25 protein-coding genes are annotated in these 22,982 nt (G+C 55.8%); 9 read left to right on the forward strand and 16 right to left on the reverse strand.

The genetic code is table 11. The features are described from left to right. Nucleotides 1-18: 18 nt before the first annotated feature. Entirely contained in the window at nucleotides 19-1,512 is a 1,494-nt protein-coding gene (locus ACILP3_RS03905; protein ID WP_395615363.1) for a hypothetical protein, read from the reverse strand. Between the two features lie 76 nt (nucleotides 1,513-1,588). Between ACILP3_RS03905 and ACILP3_RS03910 the strand changes: the two genes are divergently transcribed. Continuing rightward, nucleotides 1,589-2,785 (forward strand): CaiB/BaiF CoA transferase family protein, encoded by a 1,197-nt coding sequence (locus tag ACILP3_RS03910; protein ID WP_395615364.1) that lies wholly within the window; start codon nucleotides 1,589-1,591, stop codon nucleotides 2,783-2,785. Between the two features lie 224 nt (nucleotides 2,786-3,009). Here ACILP3_RS03910 and ACILP3_RS03915 read toward each other — a convergent pair whose 3' ends face one another. The 12 genes from ACILP3_RS03915 to ACILP3_RS03970 all read right to left on the reverse strand — a co-directional run bounded on the left by ACILP3_RS03915 (nucleotide 3,010) and on the right by ACILP3_RS03970 (nucleotide 14,533). After that, entirely contained in the window at nucleotides 3,010-3,627 is a 618-nt protein-coding gene (locus ACILP3_RS03915) for a TetR family transcriptional regulator (protein WP_395615365.1), read from the reverse strand. A 45-nt stretch (nucleotides 3,628-3,672) separates the two neighbouring features. Continuing rightward, nucleotides 3,673-4,545 (reverse strand): crotonase/enoyl-CoA hydratase family protein, encoded by an 873-nt coding sequence (locus ACILP3_RS03920; protein WP_395615366.1) that lies wholly within the window; start codon nucleotides 4,543-4,545, stop codon nucleotides 3,673-3,675. A gap of 120 nt (nucleotides 4,546-4,665) precedes the next feature. Further along, complete coding sequence (locus ACILP3_RS03925; protein WP_395615367.1) at nucleotides 4,666-5,448, reverse strand: SDR family NAD(P)-dependent oxidoreductase; 783 nt, start codon at nucleotides 5,446-5,448, stop codon at nucleotides 4,666-4,668. Nucleotides 5,449-5,556: 108 nt separating this feature from the next. After that, the gene (locus tag ACILP3_RS03930) at nucleotides 5,557-6,726 is read right to left on the reverse strand and encodes an acetyl-CoA C-acetyltransferase (RefSeq protein ID WP_395615368.1); all 1,170 of its coding nucleotides are present in this window, start codon (nucleotides 6,724-6,726) and stop codon (nucleotides 5,557-5,559) included. Nucleotides 6,727-6,937: 211 nt separating this feature from the next. Further along, the gene (locus ACILP3_RS03935) at nucleotides 6,938-8,359 is read right to left on the reverse strand and encodes an aldehyde dehydrogenase family protein (RefSeq protein ID WP_395615369.1); all 1,422 of its coding nucleotides are present in this window, start codon (nucleotides 8,357-8,359) and stop codon (nucleotides 6,938-6,940) included. 35 nt (nucleotides 8,360-8,394) lie between these two features. Continuing rightward, complete coding sequence (locus ACILP3_RS03940; protein WP_395615370.1) at nucleotides 8,395-9,930, reverse strand: acyl-CoA synthetase; 1,536 nt, start codon at nucleotides 9,928-9,930, stop codon at nucleotides 8,395-8,397. A 1-nt stretch (nucleotide 9,931) separates the two neighbouring features. Then, nucleotides 9,932-10,690, reverse strand: a complete 759-nt coding sequence (locus ACILP3_RS03945) for a crotonase/enoyl-CoA hydratase family protein (protein WP_395615371.1) — start codon at nucleotides 10,688-10,690, stop codon at nucleotides 9,932-9,934. Nucleotides 10,691-10,735: 45 nt separating this feature from the next. Next, on the reverse strand, nucleotides 10,736-11,947 hold the full coding sequence (locus ACILP3_RS03950; protein ID WP_395615372.1) for an acyl-CoA dehydrogenase family protein: 1,212 nt from the start codon (nucleotides 11,945-11,947) through the stop codon (nucleotides 10,736-10,738). 69 nt (nucleotides 11,948-12,016) lie between these two features. Further along, nucleotides 12,017-13,150, reverse strand: a complete 1,134-nt coding sequence (locus ACILP3_RS03955) for a GNAT family N-acetyltransferase (RefSeq protein WP_395615373.1) — start codon at nucleotides 13,148-13,150, stop codon at nucleotides 12,017-12,019. Then, nucleotides 13,150-13,614, reverse strand: a complete 465-nt coding sequence (locus ACILP3_RS03960; protein ID WP_395615374.1) for a RidA family protein — start codon at nucleotides 13,612-13,614, stop codon at nucleotides 13,150-13,152. Before ACILP3_RS03960 ends, ACILP3_RS03955 begins: the two co-directional genes overlap by 1 nt. Continuing rightward, a complete protein-coding gene (locus ACILP3_RS03965) occupies nucleotides 13,611-14,267 on the reverse strand; it encodes an HAD family hydrolase (protein WP_395615375.1) in 657 nt (218 codons plus the stop codon). Before ACILP3_RS03965 ends, ACILP3_RS03960 begins: the two co-directional genes overlap by 4 nt. Continuing rightward, nucleotides 14,264-14,533, reverse strand: a complete 270-nt coding sequence (locus ACILP3_RS03970; protein WP_395615376.1) for a DUF3572 family protein — start codon at nucleotides 14,531-14,533, stop codon at nucleotides 14,264-14,266. The genes ACILP3_RS03965 and ACILP3_RS03970 overlap by 4 nt, the downstream gene beginning before the upstream one ends. A gap of 52 nt (nucleotides 14,534-14,585) precedes the next feature. Here ACILP3_RS03970 and ACILP3_RS03975 point away from each other — a divergent pair, with 52 nt between their 5' ends. Next, nucleotides 14,586-14,951, forward strand: coding sequence for a response regulator (locus ACILP3_RS03975; RefSeq protein WP_395615377.1), 366 nt, complete (start codon nucleotides 14,586-14,588; stop codon nucleotides 14,949-14,951). 233 nt (nucleotides 14,952-15,184) lie between these two features. Here the strand turns inward: ACILP3_RS03975 and rpmG are convergent, their stop codons facing one another. Then, on the reverse strand, nucleotides 15,185-15,352 hold the full coding sequence (gene rpmG / locus ACILP3_RS03980) for a 50S ribosomal protein L33 (protein ID WP_125229418.1): 168 nt from the start codon (nucleotides 15,350-15,352) through the stop codon (nucleotides 15,185-15,187). Between the two features lie 273 nt (nucleotides 15,353-15,625). On the opposite strand from rpmG, the gene ACILP3_RS03985 reads away from it, so the two are divergent. Then, a complete protein-coding gene (locus ACILP3_RS03985) occupies nucleotides 15,626-16,090 on the forward strand; it encodes a Dps family protein (protein ID WP_395615378.1) in 465 nt (154 codons plus the stop codon). 68 nt (nucleotides 16,091-16,158) lie between these two features. Here ACILP3_RS03985 and ACILP3_RS03990 read toward each other — a convergent pair whose 3' ends face one another. Next, nucleotides 16,159-16,956, reverse strand: a complete 798-nt coding sequence (locus tag ACILP3_RS03990; RefSeq protein ID WP_395615379.1) for a cold-shock protein — start codon at nucleotides 16,954-16,956, stop codon at nucleotides 16,159-16,161. Nucleotides 16,957-17,171: 215 nt separating this feature from the next. On the opposite strand from ACILP3_RS03990, the gene ACILP3_RS03995 reads away from it, so the two are divergent. The 5 genes from ACILP3_RS03995 (at nucleotide 17,172) to rpoN (ending at nucleotide 21,420) form a co-directional block, all read left to right on the forward strand. Beyond that, nucleotides 17,172-17,789 carry a ribonuclease D gene (locus tag ACILP3_RS03995; RefSeq protein WP_395615380.1) on the forward strand — a complete coding sequence of 206 codons (618 nt, stop codon included), beginning with the start codon at nucleotides 17,172-17,174 and terminating at the stop codon, nucleotides 17,787-17,789. Nucleotides 17,790-17,814: 25 nt separating this feature from the next. Continuing rightward, entirely contained in the window at nucleotides 17,815-18,450 is a 636-nt protein-coding gene (gene lptC, locus ACILP3_RS04000) for an LPS export ABC transporter periplasmic protein LptC (protein WP_395615381.1), read from the forward strand. Nucleotides 18,451-18,457: 7 nt separating this feature from the next. Then, the gene (locus tag ACILP3_RS04005; RefSeq protein ID WP_395615382.1) at nucleotides 18,458-18,985 is read left to right on the forward strand and encodes an LptA/OstA family protein; all 528 of its coding nucleotides are present in this window, start codon (nucleotides 18,458-18,460) and stop codon (nucleotides 18,983-18,985) included. A 141-nt stretch (nucleotides 18,986-19,126) separates the two neighbouring features. Then, a complete protein-coding gene (gene lptB, locus ACILP3_RS04010; RefSeq protein WP_395615383.1) occupies nucleotides 19,127-19,897 on the forward strand; it encodes an LPS export ABC transporter ATP-binding protein in 771 nt (256 codons plus the stop codon). 29 nt (nucleotides 19,898-19,926) lie between these two features. Beyond that, nucleotides 19,927-21,420 (forward strand): RNA polymerase factor sigma-54, encoded by a 1,494-nt coding sequence (rpoN, locus tag ACILP3_RS04015; protein WP_395615384.1) that lies wholly within the window; start codon nucleotides 19,927-19,929, stop codon nucleotides 21,418-21,420. Here the strand turns inward: rpoN and ACILP3_RS04020 are convergent, their stop codons facing one another. Next, on the reverse strand, nucleotides 21,421-22,215 hold the full coding sequence (locus ACILP3_RS04020; protein WP_395615385.1) for a nucleotidyltransferase family protein: 795 nt from the start codon (nucleotides 22,213-22,215) through the stop codon (nucleotides 21,421-21,423). Nucleotides 22,216-22,298: 83 nt separating this feature from the next. On the opposite strand from ACILP3_RS04020, the gene ACILP3_RS04025 reads away from it, so the two are divergent. Next, a complete protein-coding gene (locus ACILP3_RS04025; protein WP_395615386.1) occupies nucleotides 22,299-22,982 on the forward strand; it encodes an HAD family hydrolase in 684 nt (227 codons plus the stop codon).

Consider the following 22,982-nt stretch of genomic DNA (forward strand, 5'->3'; position numbering starts at 1 on the left):
CGAATGATGAACCGCAGATTATCCAATTAGTGTCGCAATATGGCGTTTTTCGCCAGGGGTGACGGCAACGACCACGTTGCCAAGGTCGACATCCACCGGACAATCGATCACCGCCATCGCGCGTGCCCCACCTTCGGTTTCCAGCAGCAATGTTGCCGGACCAAAACCATCCTTGCCCGCTGACCGCACAAAGCTGCGCACCCGCGCCTTGCCCTGCGGCGCATCGTCGAGCGCGCGCGGCGTGGGCGCATAGCCCTTTGCAACGTCGCCCGACCAGGCGATGGCAGGCTGTGCAGCCGTATAAATACCGACCGCCTGCTTCGACATCACCCCGCCATTGGCTGTGACCAAGGCTGGCTTTGACCCATCGCGGCGCAAAGCATCCACCATCGCGGCGATATTGTAGACCGCGTATCCATTGCCCGGACCGCCAAAGAAGCTGAGGCCGCCGGTGAGGGTATAGTCACCAAGCGCTCGGCCTGCATCCTGCATGCTGTCCACAGCTGCAAACACCGCGCAGGGAAAGCAGCTGTAAATATCAACTGGGCCAAGTTCCGTCGCCGAGAGGCCCGCTTGATCCAGCGCCGCAGGGATAGCAAAATCGAGCGCTGCGGAACGGTGAATGATCGCACGTTCGGACAAGGGTGGCTCTGCCGCTTCAGCAGCGCCCGCCAGCCACACCCATTTATCCTGCGGTACACCCAATTCCCGCGCCTTGCCCGCGCTGGTTAGGATGACTGCGCCGCCCAGGTCGACCGCATCCTGCGCGACATGCCAGCGGCGGTAGATGTCGGTCAGCGGATAATTGGCATTGTCATCGCTTTGCAACGCTTCGGGCGACCGAAAACCCGGGAATTGTGCATGCGCACGTGTTTCGGCTTTCGCCGAAAAGGCAGACCATAAGGCCGCCATCTCGCGTGCATATGCATCCGCATTCAATCCCAACGCCATCCGCCGCGCATTTTCGATCATGCTATACGCCAACGGCATGGAAATGACGCCATGACGAATTTCGGTGCGGCTTAAGATCGGGAAGCTGGACAGCCGGTTGTCGAACGGCGTGTCCGAAGGTAAGCTCCAGTCGAGAGTAACGCCTGCCTTGCGTGCGCGCTTGGCAGTACCCGTGGCTTCAGCCGCGACCAACACCGCCATTTCGCAAGTACCGCGCCTTATATCACCGGCCAGTTCGTTCAACGTCGCCTGCGGGCTTTGTCCGCCGACATCGGCATAGATTAAGCGTTTAGCCGTGACCCCGCCTGCCGCGCCAAATGCCTCCGGCGCGTTATCGGGCGACCCTGTGCCTAGACTCACCCCGCTATCCTCGAACGTGCGGATGGCGGCGATGGTGTCGATTGCGGCGGAAACGGCCTGAGCTTGCCCGGTGTCGGCAAGCGCAATCTTGATTGCGGCCCCCGCCAGATCACGCGGGGCGGGCCATTCACCGGCAATGGTCTTACGGCTTGCCTCGCCTACACCAATGATGACTGGCGCGGTCGCGTCAAAATTGCCCATATTACACTCCCGATTATCTCTTAACTGCACGCTTAAATATGCTAGCTATCGATGCAAGGCTTTTGGGAGAGCGAAAATGGCAAAATGGCCGAAATTGACTTGGGACACGGAACCAACCGGACCGCTGAAAGGCATTAAGGTCATTGATATGGCTACGGTGGTGCTTGGGCCTTATGCCACTTTGCAATTTGCAGACTTGGGCGCGGAAGTTATCAAGATTGAGAATAGCGAAGGTAATACGCCCGGCGATCTGATGCGTCACGGCGGCGATTCGCCCACCAAACAGCATGGGCCGATTTTCATCGCGCTCAACCGCAACAAAAAAGCGATCAACCTGAACATCAAAAAGCCTGAGGACAAAGCGGTGCTCGAAGCTTTGTTGGAAGAGGCCGATGTCTTCATCCACAATGTCCGCATGGCTGGCGTCGAACGGCTCGGTTTTGGCTATGAGGCGGTGAAGGCGATCAATCCCAATATCGTCTATGTCCACTGCGCCGGCTTTGGCGCGGGCGGTGCTTATGGCGAGCGGCAGGCATATGACGACCTTATCCAGGCAGCGTCCGGTTTTGCCGCGTTAAGTGAACAGCGCGATGGCGGACGGCCAACTTATTCCCCGAGCCTTGTCGCCGATAAGGTCAGCGGTCTGTTCGCCGCAAACGCCACAATGGCAGCGCTGCTTGGCCGCGCAGGGGGCCAGGGCGGGCAATTTGTTCAAGTGCCGATGTTTGAATGCTTCACCTGGTTCAACATGGTCGAAAATCTGTGGGGCGAAACCTTCGTCCCCGGCAATGGCCGTATGGGCTATACGCGCTCCGTTAACCCGCGTCGGCGGCCTTATCCCACAAAGGATAGTTTCATCGCCATTGTCCCTTATAATGACCGGCAATGGGCCAAATTTTTTGAGCTAGGTGGACGGCCCAATGTCTTCGATGATCCGCGCTTTTCGACCTATCAGGAACGCACCAAGCACACGGGCGAACTGTATACGTTGATCGAAGAAGTCAGCGCGACGCGAACTACCGCCGAATGGCTTGATCTGTTGGCGCAGCATGACATTCCGGCGATGAAATATAACCGCATGGCCGACGTGCTGGGCGATCCGCATTTGGCCGATGTCGGGTTTTTTGAAGAGTTGGAGTCGCCAGACATAGGCAAATATCGATCGATGAAGCATCCCGTGCATTATGCCGGGACGCCTGTGACAAACTATGCGCACCCGCCGATGCTGGATGCCGATGGGGATGAGATTAAAGCTGCGTTGGGGATGGGTTGAGGAAGAGAGCCGCTAAGCGCCCTGCGGTCACCCAGAACGACACCGCTTCGTCGTCCTGAACCCACACCGCCTCGTCACCCTGAACTACACCGCCTCGTCGTCCTGAACTCGTTTCAGGATAACAGGCAAAGATATTTCGTTATCCTGAAACAAGTTCAGGATGACGAAGGGACGGTTGGTCGGAATGACGATATTATTGTAGGTGCGTGCATCGGTTTCCCAACCTAAACGAGCAACCCGCGCATGATCAGGTCAATGCTATGCTCCCGATAGGCATCGCGCATATTCTCGTCGAAATCGTCCTGATTGTAACAATGGCGCAGCACCAACCGCGATGAATAAAAACGGTCGGCTGCGCCAGTTACCGTGAAGTAGAAAAATTGCGGGTCAGTTTGCCGGAACTTGCCCGCCTTTATGCCCTGCGCAATCAGCACTTCGTAGACATTGGAAATCGGTTTCAAGTACAGTTCCGCAATACGTGCCGCTTCGGCAGGGGCACTGTCGCGGACCATGCGCATCAACAGACTATTGAGATAAGGAAAGGCGTGATAGGTGTCGATTGCAGCGCCAATATGGATACGCAATTTTTCGGCAGGCTCCATGTCTTTGGCCATTAAAGCGCCAAGACTTTGCACGATATTGCCCATGTCGCGATCAAGCAACGCCAGCATCAGGCCGTTCTTATTGCCGAAATAATATTTGACCAAAGCGCTGTTCAGGCCGGCACGCAGCGACAATTCTGACAATGACAGGTCAATCGTATCGCCTTCGCGCATGATCTGGCTCGCAGACTCGATCAATTGATCGCGCGCATTGCTCCCATCGGCTGAATCGCTTGCCACTTTTGGTCCTGTTGTTGCCATTGGTGCGCCCCGCTTTGCCTAAGGTTACTTATAAACAGGTTCGTCCCACCATGGGAAGAAGTCTGGCAAGTCTGTGGATACTTTATCGGGGTAGACCGGACTGCGCTTCTCCAGAAAGCTAGCGATGCCCTCTTTCGCATCACCGGACCGCGAACGGCGATAAATAGCGCGGCTGTCGATCGCGTGCGCGGCCATCGGGTGGGCGGTTGCAGAGAGCCGCCACAACATGGCGCGCGTCAGGGCAATGGATACCGGCGCCGTATTGTCGGCAATCTCACGCGCCAGCGCCTGCGCCGCCTCCATCAATTCGGTCGGCGCGTGAACAGAGCGGACAAGGCCACCATTCAACGCCTCGGCGGCATCGAACACCCGGCCCGTCATGCACCATTCCAGCGCTTGTTGCATGCCCACCAAGCGCGGCAAGAACCAGCTGGAGGCCGCCTCTGGCACAATCCCTCGCCGCGCAAACACAAAGCCAAAGCGCGCAGTGTCACTCGCCAAACGGAAATCCATCGGCAATTGCATCGTTGCGCCAATGCCCACCGCCGCACCGTTGATGGCGCCGATGACCGGTTTTTTGCATTGAAAAATCCGCAGCGTCAGCCGCCCTCCGGAATCGCGCACGCGTTCGTCCGAAAGCGATTCAACCTCCGATCGGCTGGCGAACACGTCGCCACCGGCCTCCGGCGTAAGGTCTGCGCCCGCACAAAAGGCACGATCACCTGCCCCCGTTACAATGACCGCACGCACAGCATCATCAGCGTCCACCAGATCAAATGCCGCGCACATCTCGCGCATCATCACATTGGTGAATGCATTCATCTTTTCGGGACGATGCATGGTTAGTGTCGCAACGCCGTCAGCGACCGCATATTGGATTTGGGTGAATTCGGTCATGGCAATTGCCTGCACAATGAAACCGAAACCCCGAGCCGCAGTCGCATAGCGGCTGCGGTCGCTGAAGGGCGAAGTGTTAACAGCTCAGAGCTTCGGTTGTTGTTCATGGATAGGGTGTTTTCACCTCGGCGCCATGCGGATTGCGCCATCGACGCGCACGTCTTCGCCGTTGAAATACCCACATTCGATCATCGTCATCGCAACTTGCGCAAATTCGTGCGGATAGCCCAGGCGCTTCGGGAATGGCACGGATGCCGCAAGCGCATCTTTGACGGCTTGCGGTGCGCCATTCATCAATGGCGTGTTGAAAATGCCCGGCAAGATCGTGTTGATGCGGATGCCTTCGCTCATCAAATCGCGCGCGATGGGCAAGGTCATGCCGACAACACCGCCCTTGGATGCGGAATAAGCCGCTTGCCCCATCTGGCCGTCTTCAGCTGCGACCGATGCGGTGTTAACCATCGCGCCGCGTTCACCATCTTCCATTGGCTCGAGCGTCAACATGCCCGCTGCCGACTTTGCGATGCAGCGAAAGGTTCCAACGAGGTTGATCTGAATGATGCGGTCAAAGGCATCGAGCGGGAAATGCTTAATCGAGCCGTCTTCCTTCGAACGGCTGGCAGTCTTGGCAGCATTGCCCGTTCCAGCGCAGTTCACCAAGATACGTTCCTGACCATGCGCGGCGCGTGCCTTGGCAAAACCAGCATCAACGCTTTCGTCGCTGGTCACATTGACATTGCAAAATACGCCGCCAATTTCAGCGGCCAATGCTTCGCCCTTGTCGGCTTGCAAGTCGAAAATCGCTACCTTCACACCCTTTGCAGCGAGCGCCCGTGCGGTTGCTTCGCCAAGGCCTGATGCACCGCCTGTAACGACGGCTGCGACTGTTGAGTCCAGTTTCATTTATATTCCCTTTTCAAATACCGCAGCTGAGCCTGTCAAAGCAGTTTTACCCGATAAGCGCCCTTCGACGAAGCTCAGGACTACGATGCGTTTTACTTTTGTATCAGGTCAAACCCGCTCAATAATCGTGACGTTCGCCTGACCGCCGCCTTCGCACATCGTTTGCAAGCCGTAACGCCCGCCACGCGCTTCCAGCGCATTGAGCAACGTTGCCATCAACTTTGTACCCGACGCACCCAATGGATGCCCAAGCGCAATCGCGCCGCCGTTGACATTGATCTTTGAACGGTCACCGCCTGTGTGCTTCAGCCATGCCAATGGCACAGGCGCAAATGCTTCATTCACTTCATATAAATCGATGTCAGACATTTTCATGCCGGCACGCTGAAACGCGCGGTCGGTTGCGAACAATGGTTCTTCCAACATAATTACTGGGTCACCCGCCGTCACCGTCAGGTTAACGATCCGTGCGCGCGGGGTCAGGCCATGTTCTTTCAACGCCTTTTCCGAAACGATCAAAACCGCCGATGCGCCGTCGCAAATCTGGCTGGCGTTGGCAGCGGTAATGCTCCCGCCTTCCTGAAGCAATTTGACGCCAGACAGGCTTTCCAAAGTCGCGTCATAGCGGATGCCTTCGTCGCTATTGTGGACGATCATGCCTTCTGGCGTCTCGACTTCCATGCCAATGATTTCATTGGCGAATGCACCGTTTTGCGTGGCCGCAATCGCCTTGTGGTGCGATTCCAGCGCGAACTGGTCAAGATCCTCGCGGGTAAAGCCATATTTTTTCACGAGCATTTCAGCGCCCATGAATTGGCTGAACATGATACCCGGATAGGCTTCTTCCAAACGCGGGCTTTTATATGTGCCCATGCCTTCTTTTTTAAACAACATGGATGTCGCACCCATAGGCACCCGCGTCATGCTTTCGATACCAGCAGCCAGCACAATGTCCTGTGTACCCGACATGACGCCCTGCGCGGCGAATTGCATGGATTGCTGTGACGATCCGCACTGGCGGTCAATGCTCACCGAAGGGATAGAATTAGGCAAGCGCGAGGCCAGCACAATGTTACGGCCAACGTCGCCAGCTTGTTCGCCACCTTGCGACACGCAACCCATGATGACATCCTCGATCGCGGCAGGATCGAAATCATTACGGTCGGCAATCGCGTCCATTACAGCAGCACCCAAATCAACCGCATGCACACCCGCAAGCTTGCCACCGCGACGGCCACCAGCGGTACGAACCGCATCCACAATATAGGCATGTGCCATATTCATTCTCCTGTTGTTCGAAATTTAATCAGACGACTAAACTTTGAAAGGGGAGAGTCAAGCGAGAAGCAGTGGCGAGATTATCACTCACCATTGTCATTCCCGCGAAAGCGGGAACCCATGGTCCGACCCGAAGGTTTAAATCGACATTGCGGACCATGGCCCCCCGATCAATTCGGGGGTGAAACAGCTTATCTTAGCGCGTTAATGTTTAAGCTGCCTCGCGCGCTATCGTGATTACCTGCGGATAGGTGAATTCAAGCAAGCCTTCCTCACCCAGTTCCGCCCCAAAGCCGGACTGCTTATGTCCTGCAAAAGGCGCGTTGGGGGCAAGATGCATGGACTCGTTAATCCAGACAGTTCCTGTTTCCAACTGCTCGGCGACTTCGACCGCAGCCTCTGGATTGCTCGTCCAGATGGATCCGGCCAGTCCATAATCCGAAGCGTTGGCGCGGCTGATGACTTCATTGATCGTCGAAAACTTCATCAACGGCATGACTGGACCAAATTGCTCCTCGGCCACAATACGCGCGTCCTCGGGCGGGTTATCAAGCACGGTGACGGGCACGAAATAGCCGGGAATTGATGGGTCATGGTCGCCGCCGGTGAGGAATTTATAACCCTTGTCCTTAGCGTCCTGAATAAGCTCCAACACGCGCTTATACTGTTGCTTGTTCTGAATCGGGCCAATTGCGGTACCCTGCTCAGCGCCATCGCCGACTTTCACCGCCTTGGCATAAGCCGCAATCGCAGCGGACAGTTCGTCATAAATATCTTCATGAATATAGATGCGCTTGGCAGCGATGCAGACTTGACCTGCATTGTAAAAGCTTGCCCAAAAAAGCTTTTCCGCCACCTTGCCCACATCGGCATCGGGCAAAACGATTGCGGCATCATTACCGCCCAATTCAAGCGTGATGCGCTTTAAGTCCTTCGATGCCGATTCCATGACGCGCTTGCCAGTGGCGGTCGATCCGGTGAAGGTGATCTTGTCGATGTCGGGGTGCGACGTCAGCAATGGTCCAAGCGCATCGCCGCCCGTGATGATGTTGAGCACGCCCGGCGGAAATATACCCGCCACCAGTTCGGCCAAGCGCAAGGTCGCCAGCGGCGTGAACGGCGATGGCTTGAGTACCATCGTGCAGCCCGACAATAAAGCAGGCACAATCTTCTGAATCGCCATCAGCACAGGGAAGTTCCAAGGCACGATGCCGCCAACCACACCAACAGGAACGCGGCGGGTACGGCTGAGACGCCTGTCGCTGTCCTCAGTGATTTTCTCTTCCAAATTCAGCATGGGCAAAGCGCGCGTCATGCCTACACAACCGGCGATTTCACTGCCTGCCTGCATATGCGGCTTGCCCTGTTCGGCGGTGAGCAGACGCATCAACTCGTCGCTGTTCGTCTTGATCACGTCTGCCATTTTCGCGAACAGAGCGCGGCGTTCTTCGACGCTCGTTTTCTTCCATGTCTGGAACGCAGCGCGCGCAGCGGCAACCGCCGTATCGAGATCGGCCTGACCGCAATCGGGTACTTGGCCAATGACCTGTTCTGTCGCAGGATTGACGACATCAATCCATTTGCCGTTATCCACCAGTTCGCCATTGATCAGATTTTTATATTGGGTGGTCATTGTCTATCTCCTGATGAGCCTGCGGCGTTATAGCCTCAGGTTGTCGGCTTGTCCTGCTTTGCCCAATATTCATCGCGCAGCAGGCGCTTATATAATTTTCCGGTATCATGGCGCGGAAGCTCTTCGCGGAAATCAATGCGGCGCGGGATTTTAACGCCTGACAATTTCTCCCGCGCGTAAACGGTCAATGCATCGCGCAAGGCTTCGCCAGCGTCCGCCATATCAAGCGGCTGCACCACGGCGATAACCTCTTCCCCCATCTCATCATGCGGGCCACCGATGACGGCGACATCGCGCACCCGGGGATGTGTGACCAGATGGTTTTCGATCTCTTGCGGATAGATATTAACCCCGCCCGAAATGATCATGAAGCTTTTACGGTCGGTGAGATAGAGATAGCCCTCTTCATCCAGCCGCCCAACATCGCCCAATGTGGTCCAGCCGTGTTTATTGGTCGCGCCCTTGGTTTTTTCGGGATCATTATGGTAACTGAATGACGCGGCGCTTTCGAAGAACACGGTGCCTTCTTGGCCAACCGGCACATCATCGCCATTGTCGTCGCAGATATGCATCGTTGCGTTCAACGCGCGGCCAACCGAACCCTTGTGCGTCAGCCATTCCTCGCTGGAGATGAAGGTTATCCCCTGCCCCTCGGTCCCGGCATAATATTCGCGCAGGACCGGGCCCCACCATTCAATCATCGCTTCCTTGATAGGGACGGGACATGGCGCGGCGGCGTGAACGGCGCTTTGCAAGCTGGACACGTCATATTTGGCGCGCACATCTTCGGGCAGCTTCAGCATGCGCGCAAAATGCGTTGGCACCCATTGGCTGGCGGTAATCTTGTATCTCTCGATAGCAGCGAGCGCGGTTTCAGGATCGAACTTCTCCATCACTACGACCGTGCCGCCCAGGCGGTGCACCGCCGCACACCAGCGTAACGGCGCGGCATGATACAGCGGCGCTGGCGACAAATAGATGCTGTCGCCCGAAAATTTGAACGCCATCATGGCAAGGCCAGCAAGCACATTAGGTGCGGCAATATCGGCGTCTTCGGGCAACGGAAAACGAATACCCTTTGGTTGCCCCGTTGTGCCGGAACTATACAACATGTCGGTGCCAGCGCGCTCATCGGTCACCGGCGTGATCGGCATGTTGGCAACCGCATCAGCGTAATTTTCCCATCCGGCATGTGCGCCGCCAAGGATGAAACGCTTCACAGGGCTTTCAATCTGGTCCAGCACCGCGCCAAGATAAGGCGAGGCAAAAAGCGCCTTCGACCCGCTGTCTTTCAGGATATAATCGATTTCGGACGCGGTAAGACGGCAACTGATCGCCACATAGATGAGGCCCGCCCGTTGCGCGCCCCAGACAAGATCAAAAAACTCGGCCCGGTTCTCTAAGCAAATCGCCACCGTATCGCCATGCTCAAGCCCAAGCGACCGAAACAAATGGGCGCACTGATTGGAACGTTCATCAAGTTGCTTATATGATATGGTCTCGCCCGACCCCGCCATGATGACGGCGGGCTTATCTGGATTTACGGCGGCGTGGACGGTTGGATGTCCCATGTTACTCCCCCTGCCAGATTGGCTTACGCTTTTCGGCAAAGGCCAGCGCGCCTTCGCGTGAGTCCTTCGATGCAAAAACAGGCGCACAAATTTCGCTCTGCTTCTGCCACATCTCCGTCGAATTCCAGTCGGGTCGTTCGTTAATGACGCGTTTCGTTGCAATCAGTGCCAGCGGACCGTTCGCTGCAACCTTGGCCGCAAGCTCAAGCGCGGCATCAATGGCAGCGCCGTCTGTCACGCGGTTCACAAAGCCTATTTCATACGCCCGCTGCGCCGAAATAAAATCACCCGTCAGCGCAAGCTCCATCGCCATACGTTTACCGATAATCGATGGTAAGGTCAGCAAACCACCCGCGGCCGCGACAAGGCTGCGCTTCACCTCAGGAATACCGAACTGCGCCTTGTCATTCGCCACGAGCAGGTCGCAAGCAACCGCAATTTCCATGCCGCCTGCGAGCGCATAGCCCTCCACGGCTCCAATGAGCGGCTTGGCCGGTGGCGATTCAATAAAGCCTGCAAAACCCTTGCCCTTGATGCTGGGCAGCTCACCGCGCAGAAACGCCTTCAGGTCCATGCCAGAGCAGAAAGTCCCGCCAGCGCCCGTGATGATGCCTGCGTTCAGGCTCTTGTCGCTGTCGAGCTGCTCCATGGCCGCAGCAATGCCTTGCGCTACCGCTTGGTTAACCGCGTTTTTCGCCTCGGGCCGGTTGATGGTGATGATCAGGACACCGTCCTGAGCTTGGGTTAGGACTTCAGACATTGCATTCCTCTCACTTCAGCAACGGATATGGTGCTTTGGACGTACCTACCGCCCCTTCGGCAAACCAAGCACATGTTCGCCAATGATATTCTTCTGAATCTGGCTCGTGCCGCCACCAATAGTGGCGGAAAAACTATTGAGGTAAGACCGGTGCCAATAGCCATCATCGACCGCATTTTCGTCACCAACATAATAGCCCGCGCGCGTGCCCTGAAACTGGAGCGAGAATTCGGTCAATTCGCGCACTAATTCGGTGCGCGCCAGCTTGTTCATCAAAGCCAACCCCATCGGGCGGTCACTGGTCAACGGTGCCATGCGGCGGCGTTGGTTGTTGAGGTTCAGCGCCTGAATCTCGATCATATAATCCACCAGCCTGTCGCGCATAACGGGGTCATCCAACACAGGTTTACCGCCGCGCTTTGCCGAACGCGCCATATCGACAACGCCCATCACGTCCATTTCCTTGACGAAATAGCCGCCGACCGGATTAACCTTCGCGCCGCGTTCATATTCCAACGTTTTCATCGCGACCATCCAGCCTTGCCCTTCTTCGCCGACAAGGCCCGATGCCGGTATGCGTGCATCGGTGAAAAAGCATTGGGTAAAACCATATTCGCCAGTGAGTTTCTTCAGCCGCCGCGTTTCAACGCCGGGAATTTTCATGGGCGCGAGGAAGAACGAGAGCCCAGCATATTTGCTTGGTCCGTCATTCGATGTGCGCGCGAGCAAGATCATATAATCAGCGCGATCGCCCAAGGACGTCCAGATCTTGGAGCCGTTGATGACATATTCGTCGCCATCCCGCACAGCCTTGGTCTGCGCACTGCCAAGGTCGGAACCATGCTCGGGCTCCGAAAAGCCCTGACACCAGATTTCTTCGGCTGAAAGCATAGGCTTGATGAAACGGCGCTTGTCTTCCTCACGGCCAATGTCCAGCAACAAGGGCCCCGTCCAGCCATTGGCAATCGCGTTGAGCATGATGGGCGCATCATGGCTTTTCATGATCCGCGTGGCGATGCGCTGATATTCGGGATGCATGCCATAGCCGCCATATTCGGTGGGCCAAGACATGCCGAAATAGCCCGCCTCATAAACCTTGCGTTGCCAATCGCGCAGAAAATCAAACTGCTGATCCGTCGACACTTCCATAAAGGTCAAAGGCAGCATGAAACCGGGGTCGCGCACCGTATTTTCGGCAAACCACGCGTCGCATTGCTTTTCAAAACGGTCAAGTTCCTGCAGGCTTGGTGTGCTCATGGGCTGATTCCTCTCTCTGCATTTAATTGCGCGATTAAATAGCGGATTGCAAGAGCCGTTTGGTTGGCCTTAGCCCTTCTTAAAGGGCGCCATCTCGCCCAAAAATTCAATCTCGCGTTCCATGGCCTCTGTTTCGCGTTCCAGAAAATCGGCAACTGCCGCACGGAACCCTTCATTGGCGATGTAATGCGCGGAATAGGTCGGCACCGCTTCATAACCGCGCGCCAATTTATGCGCGCCCTGTGCGCCGGCCTCTACGCGGGCCAAGCGATGCGCGATGGCGTAATCAATCGCCTGATAATAACATAATTCGAAATGCAAAAACGGCACCTCGCGGGTGCGCCCCCAATAACGGCCATAGAGGCAATCAGGACCGACAAAATTGAGTGCGCCGGCAATCGGACGCTCCCCGTCAAAAGCCAAAAACAAGACGATACTGTCGCGCATTTTTGTCCCGATGATGTCGAAAAACGCGCGGGTCAAATATGGCGTGCCCCATTTGCGCGCGCCGGTATCCTGATAGAATATCCAGAACGCATCCCAATGTTCCGGCGTAATGTCCGCACCTGAAATTTGCTCTATCCGCACCGCATCTTGCGCGCCTGCACGTTCCTTGCGGATTGCCTTACGCTTGCGTGAAGACAGCGCACCCAGAAAGTCTTCAAAATTCGCATAATCGCGATTCTGCCAATGAAATTGTGTGCCGACCCGCGTCAGCCATCCCGCCGCGCGAAATTGCGCCAGCTCAGTTTCCTCCAAAAAAGTCGCATGCACGGACGATAGGCCATTCTGGTCCACAATTGCTTCCGCCGCACGCAAGATTGGCAGTGCCATTGATGGATCGCGTACTAACAATCGCGGCCCGGGCACGGGCGAGAATGGCGCGGCGATTTGTAGCTTGGGATAATATTGCCCGCCCGCCCGGTGAAACGCGTCCGCCCAATGATGGTCGAACACATATTCGCCTTGGCTATGGGTCTTAAGATAGGCAGGAAGTGCTGCCACTGGAATACCATCCGCATCGCGCATGATGACCGGCGCAGGCGACCAGCCCGTGCCCGGACCAACGCTTCCAGACTCTTCCAACGCGGACAAAAACGCGTGGCCCACAAATGGGTTGCCCCGAGGGTTCAGCGCATCCCACTGGTCGGCAGGAATATCGCTGACCTTGCTTAAAAGTTCGGCGGTGACGCCGTCGCTCATTAAACTGCGCGGACCTTCACAACGCAGTCAATCTCCACCGTTGCATTGCGCGGCAAGACTGGGACCGACACCGCTGCCCGTGCGTGCTTTCCGGCGTCGCCGAACACCGCTTCCATTAAATCCGATGCGCCATTGGCGGCTTCGGGTTGATCCGTGAAATCAGGGGTGGAGGCAACAAATACGCCAAGCTTTACGACCCGTTCGACGCGGTCGAGGTCGCCACCGAGGGCCGCCTTCATCTGCGCGATCAGCATGATGCCGCACGCCTTGGCTGCGGCCTTGCCTTCTTCAAGACTGCGCGTGTCACCGACCTTGCCGGTGATAACCTTGCCATCGACAAAGGGCAACTGCCCCGAAATGAACAGCATCCCGTTCGCTTCGACAGCAGGCACATAGGATGCGACCGGCGCAGCAGGTGCCGGAAGAGTAATGCCCAATTCGGCCAATTTTGCTTCGATCATCATACTACCTTTTCCAATGCAGGCGCTGGCGCATTCAAAACCAGCTTTTCCTTAATCCATATTTCCGCGTCCGCCCAACGATCCAGCCGCGCATGTGCTGATGTCGAGGGTTTCACGCGATCCCACAGCAACGGCTCACCGACAAAATGTAGCCGCCACACATCGGGATGTTGTTCGCCAACCGAATCGTGCTGATGCCCCAGATCGTCGACAAAAACAGCTACGCTAGGCCGATATTCTTCGAGAATTCGTCCAAGTGCCTCGCCCTTGCCGCCTTGATTGCAATAGACTGGCGCATCGATGCCAACGGCCCGCAGTTGCTCTGTGCGTGGCCCCGCCCGATGATCGAGCAGGTTAGTCAGGATGACGACATCGGCATGTTCACGCAAGCGGTTGAGGCTGTCTACCGCTCCATCTATCGCCTGTTGCCGGTGCATTTCGGTATCGAAAAAGCCATTGAGCAAATCCCAGACCTGCCCGCGTTCAACGACCGTGCCGTCATGCTTGTGGCGCAGCGCCTCTCCCCAATCGCCATGGACGAAGTCGAAATGGATATGGTGCGCCTCATCGAGCCAATCGCGAAAAGGGACAATCATATGAAGCAACACTTCGTCGCAATCTGAAATCAAAAGTGGCCGGGGATCTCTAATACTCATGCTTCTAACTCCTGCCGCGCTTGCACCAATAAGGCAGGTGACACCCCGATGACCGCCGCACATGCGACAAGATCTGGCTCATAAGCCTCCAAAAACGATAATATCGCGGCCTGCGTGCTGCGTTCCATAACGCTGCTGCGCAAGCCCTCTGGCGTGAGGCCCGTGAGCGACAATAAGCGCTCCGCCCGTGATTCTTCCATCAACGCCCAAGCCAAGGCCTGAAACGCCATAGCTGATGCGTCTAACTTGTCGTTTGTTTCATGCATGGCTTTCGCTTAAGCCAAGGCATCCACGAACGCAAAGCGGGAAAAGGTCGGTATGAGTAAAAAGGTGATGATCGTTGAGGATAATGAACTCAACCTCAAGCTATTCACCGACCTTTTGCGCGCGCATCAGTTTACGGTGGAAGGCGTGCGCGATGGGCGGCTGGCGCTGGAACGCGCGCTAGGCTTTGCACCCGATCTTGTCATCATGGACATTCAATTGCCGCATGTCAGCGGCATCGACTTGATCGAAGCCATGCAAAAAGACGCCGCTCTGTCGGCCGTCCCCGTGCTGGCCGTCACCGCTTATGCCGGCAAAGGCGACGAAGAACGCATCATGGCGGCGGGCGCAAAGGGCTATCTGTCGAAGCCTGTGTCCGTGATGAAGTTTCTGGAGGCAGTGCGGGGCATTGTGGGTTAAGCGAGAGGATGCTTGATTGACCAGTCGAGACGAATTGTATCAGAAGTTTGGGGTCACAGCAAAAGCGGCACAGCTTTTTGAGACTGATCTCCGATCAATCATGCTTACCGTTAACGGGCTAAAGCACGACCGGCATATCTATTAGGTAAATTCATTACAGAGGTAGCTGAAACCGAATCAAAAAGGGCGCCCGAAGCGCCCTGATCGATACCTCACTCAAGCAGCGCGTTGGCTTACTTGATTTTGGCTTCCTTGAACTCGACATGCTTGCGCACGACGGGATCATATTTGCGGAACGTCATCTTTTCGGTGATGTTGCGCGGATTTTTCTTGGTCACGTAGAAAAAGCCCGTGTCAGCGGTGCTGAGCAACTTGATCTTGATCGTGGCTGGCTTCGCCATGGCCCATTCCTTTTGTTCAAAAATTTCGCAAAAAACTACGCAGAAAAAAGCCGCGCTGTTCACAGATGGGGGCCAATGCGGATTCGCGGGGCTAAAGTCAAGCCAATAAGCGGGCATAGGAGTAGCAGACCGGCCAAATTTGCACCAAAACGTCGTGTGCGCGCGCGATTGCTGCAACATTGCTGCATAAGGCGCTGCCCACGCGCCCCGTAGGTTGGAAATCGGTCCCTTCGTTCCCATATCAAGGTTCCCCCCCGATATAGGAGAACTGCAATGGCAGCTGGCGACAATAGCAAAAAGGCATTGGCAGACGCGTTAAATGGCCTACTGGCCGATTATTACGCGTTATATTTGAAAACCAAGAATTTCCACTGGCATGTCACGGGTCCGCATTTCCGCGAATATCATCTGCTGTTTGACGAACAAGCGACAGAGCTGATCGCCACGACTGACCTTGTGGCCGAACGCGTGCGCAAATTGGGTCAGGATACGCTGACCTCAATCGGTTCTATCGCGGCAAAGCAGCGAATTATGGATCATGATTCGACGGCAACCGATGCCGCCCAGATGCTCAAAGAGCTACACGCAGATAATGAGACGCTGATCACAGCGTTAAAGGACGCCAAAGGCCTAGCCGACGAAGCGGGCGATAATGCCACCGATGGGTTGCTTGACGATTGGACCGACCAAGCCGAGCAACGCGCTTGGTTCTTGGCCGCGACCATCGGCAAGGCCTAGGGTCCAGACACAAAAAAGGCGGGCAAAGCTTATTGCTGCACCCGCCTTTTTGAATGTCAGAGCAAAGCTTATTCGGAAAGCGTGCTCAGATTTGTTGCCGAATATTTGCCGCGACGATCGATTTCGATGTCGAAGGCCAAACGGTCGCCCTGAGTCACTTGACCCATGCCCGAACGCTCAAGCGCTGAGATGTGCACAAACACATCTTCGCCGCCATCATCGCGCTGCACAAAACCAAAACCCTTCATGTCGTTGAAGAATTTCACGGTGCCATTGGCCCGTTCGCCAGTCGATTCGCGCTGCGGACCGCGTGGGGCCGAATCGCGGTCGCCACCACGGAAGCCACCACGATCATCACCGCGCGGTGCACGGTCACGATCAAAAGCGGGACGGTCAGGACGCGGTGCGCGTTCGCTGACGGCCATTGGTTCACCGTCGATCACAAGATCGGTTGCCGACACCTTGCCGCCACGTTCCACCAGTTGGAACTCAAGCGGTTGGCCTTCGGCAAGGCCAGCCAAGCCAGCTTGCTCGACAGCGCTAATGTGCACGAAGACGTCGTCGGGACGCCCATCTACCTGAATGAAGCCAAAACCTTTTTGGCCATTGAAAAATTTGACGATTCCCTTGCCAGAACCGATGACTTGAGCGGGCATTGGGGGGCCGCCGGGGCCACGGCGCGGGGCACCAAAACCACCGCCGCTGCCGCCGCTGTTACCGCCGCCGCCATATCCACCGCCGCCTGAACGGCCGCCACCAAAATCACTTTGATAGGGGGATGGCGCGCGATAACCATCATAGCTTTCATCACCGAAACCGTCTCTCTTGTCCCGGCCCTTGCCAGCACGCTTGCGATCAAAACCCATAACTTCTTGCTTGCCTTCTCATCGCCCTAAACCACTATGTTATGCAGTCGAGGGCGACTGTACTGCACGTCACAAGCGCGGCCGTTGGTGACTGCGCGATGGCAAGCTATATCGTAATAAAATGTGACGCGATAGCAAATATTGCTGCGGCAATTCGCTACGCAACCGCCTTAGTTTCATTTGCCTTGGGCAGCATGGTCGGGCAAGGGATGTTCATGAGCGTATATTTACACGAAGAAGACCTTCCCGCTGGCGTCTTGGCCGAAGGTCCGGTCGCCGTTGATACTGAAACCATGGGGTTGATAACCCCACGCGACCGGCTTTGCCTATTGCAGATTTCGGATGGCCGCGGGGACGAGCATTTGGTCCGTTTTGGCGGCGATAGCGATTATAAGGCGCCAAATTTACGTGCCGTTCTTGCCGATCCTGCGCGCCTGAAGCTGTTTCATTATGCCCGATTCGATTTGGCCGCGATTTCGCATTATTTGAATGTCGTCGCGACACCATTATTCTGCACGAAAATCGCCTCACGCCTGACGCGGACATATACGGACCGCCATGGTTTGAAAGAATTGGTCAAAGAAATGCTGGCAACCGATATTTCGAAGCAACAGCAATCAAGCGATTGGGGTGGCCCCATATTGTCCGAAGCGCAAAAGGATTATGCCGCAAGCGATGTACGCTATCTCCACCGCCTGCATGCCGAATTTGTGATCCGCCTTGAACGTGAAGACCGCACCGCTTTGGCGCAGGCATGTTTTGACTTTCTGCCGCACCGTGCAGACCTTGATCTTGCAGGTTGGCCAGAAATCGACATATTCGGGCACAGTTAAGCTTCGATCTCGTTAGGCATCTATCATGTCAGCACAAGCCGATCTTGAACGCACACAAAGACAGCGCTGGGCAATGCCGGGCGGACGGCATGATCGCCTGATCCGCGCGCTGCGCGTTGTGTTGCCCGTCATCATTGGCCTGTTGGTGGCGCTGCTGGCATTCAGCCCCTTTACCGGCAAGCAGGAATTGAGCTTCGTGCTGAACAAAGATGAAGTAGATTTTTCGCGCGAGCGGTTGCGAGTCGTTGAGGCATTATACCGCGGTGATGACAGCAAAGGCCGGCCTTTTTCCTTACGCGCGGGCAGCGCAGTGCAGAAAACATCCGCTGACCCTGTCTTGGACATGACATCCTTGTCGGGCCAGATCATGTTAAATGACGGGCCAGCGTCCATCGTCGCGCAGCGCGGGGTTTATGACCTGAATAAAGAAACGATGCGTGTGAACGGCCCCTTGGCTGTTCAATCGACGGGCTATGACATGGTCGCCAGCAATGTAGAGCTATCGTTGAAAGATCGTTCGATGCAAAGCTTTGGTCCTGTTAGCGGTCGGACGAAAGTTGGCACCTTCCACGCAGGGCGCCTGCGCGCGGACCTCGAAACGCGTATTGTGCGTCTGGATGGCGGCGTTCGTTTGCGTATCGACCAGAATGCGATTAAGTGAGCGCGCAATGACTATCCGCTCTCTCTCCTTCGGCCTGTGTGCAGCGATTGCTGGCATGAGCATGCTATCCACGGCTTCGACGGCGCAAAGCATTCGTAATCATGATAGCAACGCCCCTATCGATTTTTCAGCGGCAGCTTCGGAGTTGCAAGACCGCGCGGACCGCGTTGTTTTATCTGGCGGCGTGACCGTGACGCAGGCAGGCCTTTCGCTGAAGGCAAATCGCCTTACCGCGGCTTACACGAATGCCGGCGGCGTAGACGTAAACCGTCTCGATGCGACTGGCGGCGTGACCATCACCAAGGACGACCTTCGCGCCACGAGCAACTCCGCCATTTACGATCTCGATTCGAGCCTAATCACGCTGATCGGCAATGTGAACCTCGTGCAAGGCAGTAATCGTCTCACCGGTGGCCGATTGGTCATCGACCTGAACTCAGGCCGTTCAACCATCAACGGCGGCGCTGCAACAGGCACAACGAATGGCGGTGGCCGTGTCACTGGAACCTTCAGCGTACCAAAACGCAAAGATTAGGGCCAGGATCTAGGTGTGAACGGACTAGGCATCCAAAACGACGCATCATAAACCATGCCAATTGCAAAATGCTTCGCTATTCACTAGCTATCATCCAGAAAATAAAAGCATCATTGCGGGCGAATATTGAATATGGAAAGCATGAAGGCCAACCCACCTGCTGCTGATGCAACCACCGATGCAGCTATGCAATCAGGGCTGGGCGTTGTGTCTATCGCCAAAAGCTATGACAAGCGCGCGGTTTTGACGGATGTTTCGCTGTCCGTGGCAAAGGGCGAAGTGGTTGGCCTGCTTGGACCCAATGGCGCGGGCAAGACGACCTGTTTTTACTCGATCATGGGACTGGTAAAGCCCGATAGCGGCCGCATCACACTCGATGGCGCGGATATAACCAAGCTGCCAATGTATCGCCGCGCCATTTTGGGGCTTGGCTATCTGCCGCAGGAAACCTCCATTTTTCGCGGGATGACGGTTGAGCAGAATATCAGCGCAGTGCTCGAAATGTCGGAACCCGATGCAGAATCGCGCGGCGAGCGGCTGGAAAAACTTCTGGACGAATTTGGCCTTACCCGTTTGCGTAGCGCGCCTGCCATGGCCTTGTCCGGCGGAGAGCGGCGGCGGTGCGAGATCGCCCGCGCACTGGCCGCGAACCCTTCGATCATGTTGCTTGACGAACCCTTTGCCGGCATTGACCCGATTTCGATCTCGGACATTCGCGATCTTGTGAAGGAACTCAAAACACGCGGAATTGGCGTGCTCATCACGGATCATAATGTCCGTGAAACCTTGGATATCGTTGACCGTGCCTGCATCATTTACGGCGGGCAGGTCCTGTTTGCCGGATCACCAGAGGCGCTGGTCGCCGATCCCAATGTCCGCCGCCTATATCTGGGCGAGAGCTTTGCAATGTGATGTGGAGGAAATGACGGAAAACTAACGTCATGGCATTAACTCCGCGCCTCGACCTCCGCCAAAGCCAGTCGCTGGTCATGACGCCGCAGCTGCAGCAAGCGATCAAGCTATTGGCGCTTTCATCGCTCGAAATCGAAGCCTTCATAGCAGAAGAAGTGGAACGCAACCCAGTGCTTGATGCGGGCGGCAGCGATTCCATAGCCGACACGCCCGTTCATGAATTAACGCAAGCCAAAGTTGCGGAGAGCAACGAACGCGACAGTGACGAAATTTTAGGCAATGACAGCCACGCCGCCTCCGACGCGCTTGACGTCGATTTCGGCGCAGAGACCTTTCATCATGATGCGCCATCCGACAGCGTGGGCGGCGCAGACGGGATGCTTGGCCTGTCGGGCAGCGCGCTGTCCAGCGGCAGTTTTGACGGCGACGGCCCAGATTTTGATAGCTTTGCCGCGCGTGACGTTAATTTACGCGAACATTTAATGGCGCAGGCGGGTGCAGGCCTTTCGGGTCGCCAGCTTTTTCTGGTTCAACAGATTATCGAAAATATTGAACCCACGGGTTATGTGGGTGAGGATTTGCTGGCAATGGCGCAAAGGCTTAATGTGCCCTTGGCCGAAGCAGAAGCTGCGCTGACCGAGTTGCAGCGCTTTGACCCCACAGGCGTTGGTGCACGCAATCTTGCCGAGTGCCTTGCGCTTCAGGCCAAGGATGCGGACCGCTATGACCCATGCATGGCAAGGCTGATTGCCAATCTCGATTTGGTCGCAAAGGGCGCTTTTGACCAATTGAAACGCATGTGCCGTGTCGACGACGAAGATTTGCGCGATATGTTGATGGAACTGCGCGGCTATGATCCAAAGCCAGGGTGCCGTTTTGAGAGCGAAGACAGCATGGCGGTGACACCGGATATCTATGTGACACCTCGCGGCGATGGTTGGTCGATCGAATTGAACAGCGCTAACCTGCCGCGGTTGCTTATCAACAGAAGCTATGTGGCTGAACTTGGACAGGATAAGGCCACTAAGGCTTGGCTGAGCGATTGCATGGCCGATGCCAATTGGCTGATCAAGGCCATGGACCAACGTCAACGTACGATCGTCAAAGTCGCGACCGAAATCGTGAAGCAGCAAGAAGGGTTTTTCCGGCGCGGTGTTGCGCAGTTGCGACCCTTGACGCTGCGCCAGGTCGCAGATGCTATTGAGATGCATGAATCTACCGTCAGCCGGGTAACCAGTAACAAATATCTGCATTGCGGACGGGGGCTGTTTGACCTCAAATATTTCTTTTCATCCGGCGTTCAGTCCGCCGATGGCGAAGGCGCATCTGCCGAAGCGGTCAAAAGCCATATCAAATCGCTGATTGACGCCGAGGGCGATAAAATCCTGTCGGACGATATGTTAGTCGAACTGCTAACGGCAAAGGGCTTTGACATTGCCCGCCGGACGGTCGCCAAATATCGTGAGGCCATGGGTATTGGTTCGTCGGTGCAGCGTCGTCGGCAAAAGAAAATGGGCCGCTAATCAGGCCACATCAATATTGCCGCTCTGCGCCGCGCGTTCGGTCAGTATTTTTTCTGCAAGCACATGATCGCTCAGCTTGTCGACATCTATGGCGGCAACGGGGTCGGACATGGGAACCAACTGTGCGTCTAGACCAAGCCGCTTCCCAGCCCTCTCCATCGCCTGATGCAAGCCAATGGTGCGGGTAAGAGCACGTATCGCCAAAAACAGACCAAAATGCAGAAATAGCCGCCACGCCTTTTTGCGGTCTTGCTCAGCATCGGCCCATAATTCGAGCGCAAATGATGACTTCTGGGTCATCAGCGCGAACAGATTGGCCCCAGACCAAGCGCCGTCGGAAAAGCGCAGCCAGGTCCGCTGCGCATCCGGAAATTGCTTTAGCATAGTTTGGCGTTCAACCATCGCGACCGCAACATCGCCATCCGCATGGCGGACAAATTCGTCAATCATCTCCACAGTCAACAAGGGATGGTCCGCCGTGGTCACCAATAAGGGCGATGAAAAACCGAGGGTCTCGGCCTGCGCCTTAATGCTCAAGGAAATGCTGTTCTGGCTTTCCACCAAAATGGCGCCCCCCGCTGCGTCAACGGCAGAACGCAGATGCTCTGCGTCCTGCGACAATATGATGATTGTGCCGATATGCGGTGACATATGCAGCGTGCGGACGACATGGCAAATCATCGGTTCGCCGCGAACCGGGACTAAGGCCTTGCGTTCAAGGGCGAAATGCTGGGCGAGCATATCGGGGCCGGGCCGCTGTCCGGCAAGAACGATGCAGGTCCATTGCGCTTGCAAGTCGCTTCTCCTAAACGCGAAAAAATCAGAAGGGTTCGTCGATTTGTCTGACGGCACCTTAAGGCGAGGCTTGGCCATCAAATATGAATATTGCAATATATGATCTCGACAAAACCATCACGCGCCGTCCGACCTTCACCCGTTTTCTGCTCTATCACGCACAGCGGGCAGCGCCGTTTCGGCTCGCTGGGCTACCCATATGGATCATGGCCTTGATTGGATACCGCGTTGGTTTATATGGCCGCAAGCCATTGAAGCAATTTGGTATAAGCATGTTCATGGGACGTAATTTGGATGCTGATATCCTTACTAAAATCGTCGCAGATTTTGTAGCCGAAGCCGTTTTAACCGATATTCAACCCGGCGCGGCTAAATCTATTGAAAATGACCGAAGCCAAAATAAAAAAATGGTGATTGCTTCGGCTGCACCAGCATTTTACGCCCATGAAATAGGTGAACTTATGGGTTTTGATGCTGTTGTGGCAACGCGGCACAAATTGCGACCCGACGGCAAGACCCGTCACCTCATCGATGGCGAAAATTGCTATGGCCCGGAAAAGTTGAAAATGGTCAGAACATGGTTCGACGCGCAGGGACTGAAACGCGAAGACTGCCATATTTCAGTATATTCCGACCACGCCAGCGACGCACCGTTGATGGATTGGGCAGATGCGGCATATATGGTCAACCCATCTGAAAAGCTACGCCGGCTGGCGGCGCAAAAAAATTGGCAAATACGCGACTTTTCGAGCGATAAGGGGCGTTGA

This window comes from Sphingorhabdus sp. (genome assembly GCF_044239665.1).
Classification (GTDB): Bacteria; Pseudomonadota; Alphaproteobacteria; order Sphingomonadales; family Sphingomonadaceae; genus Sphingorhabdus_B.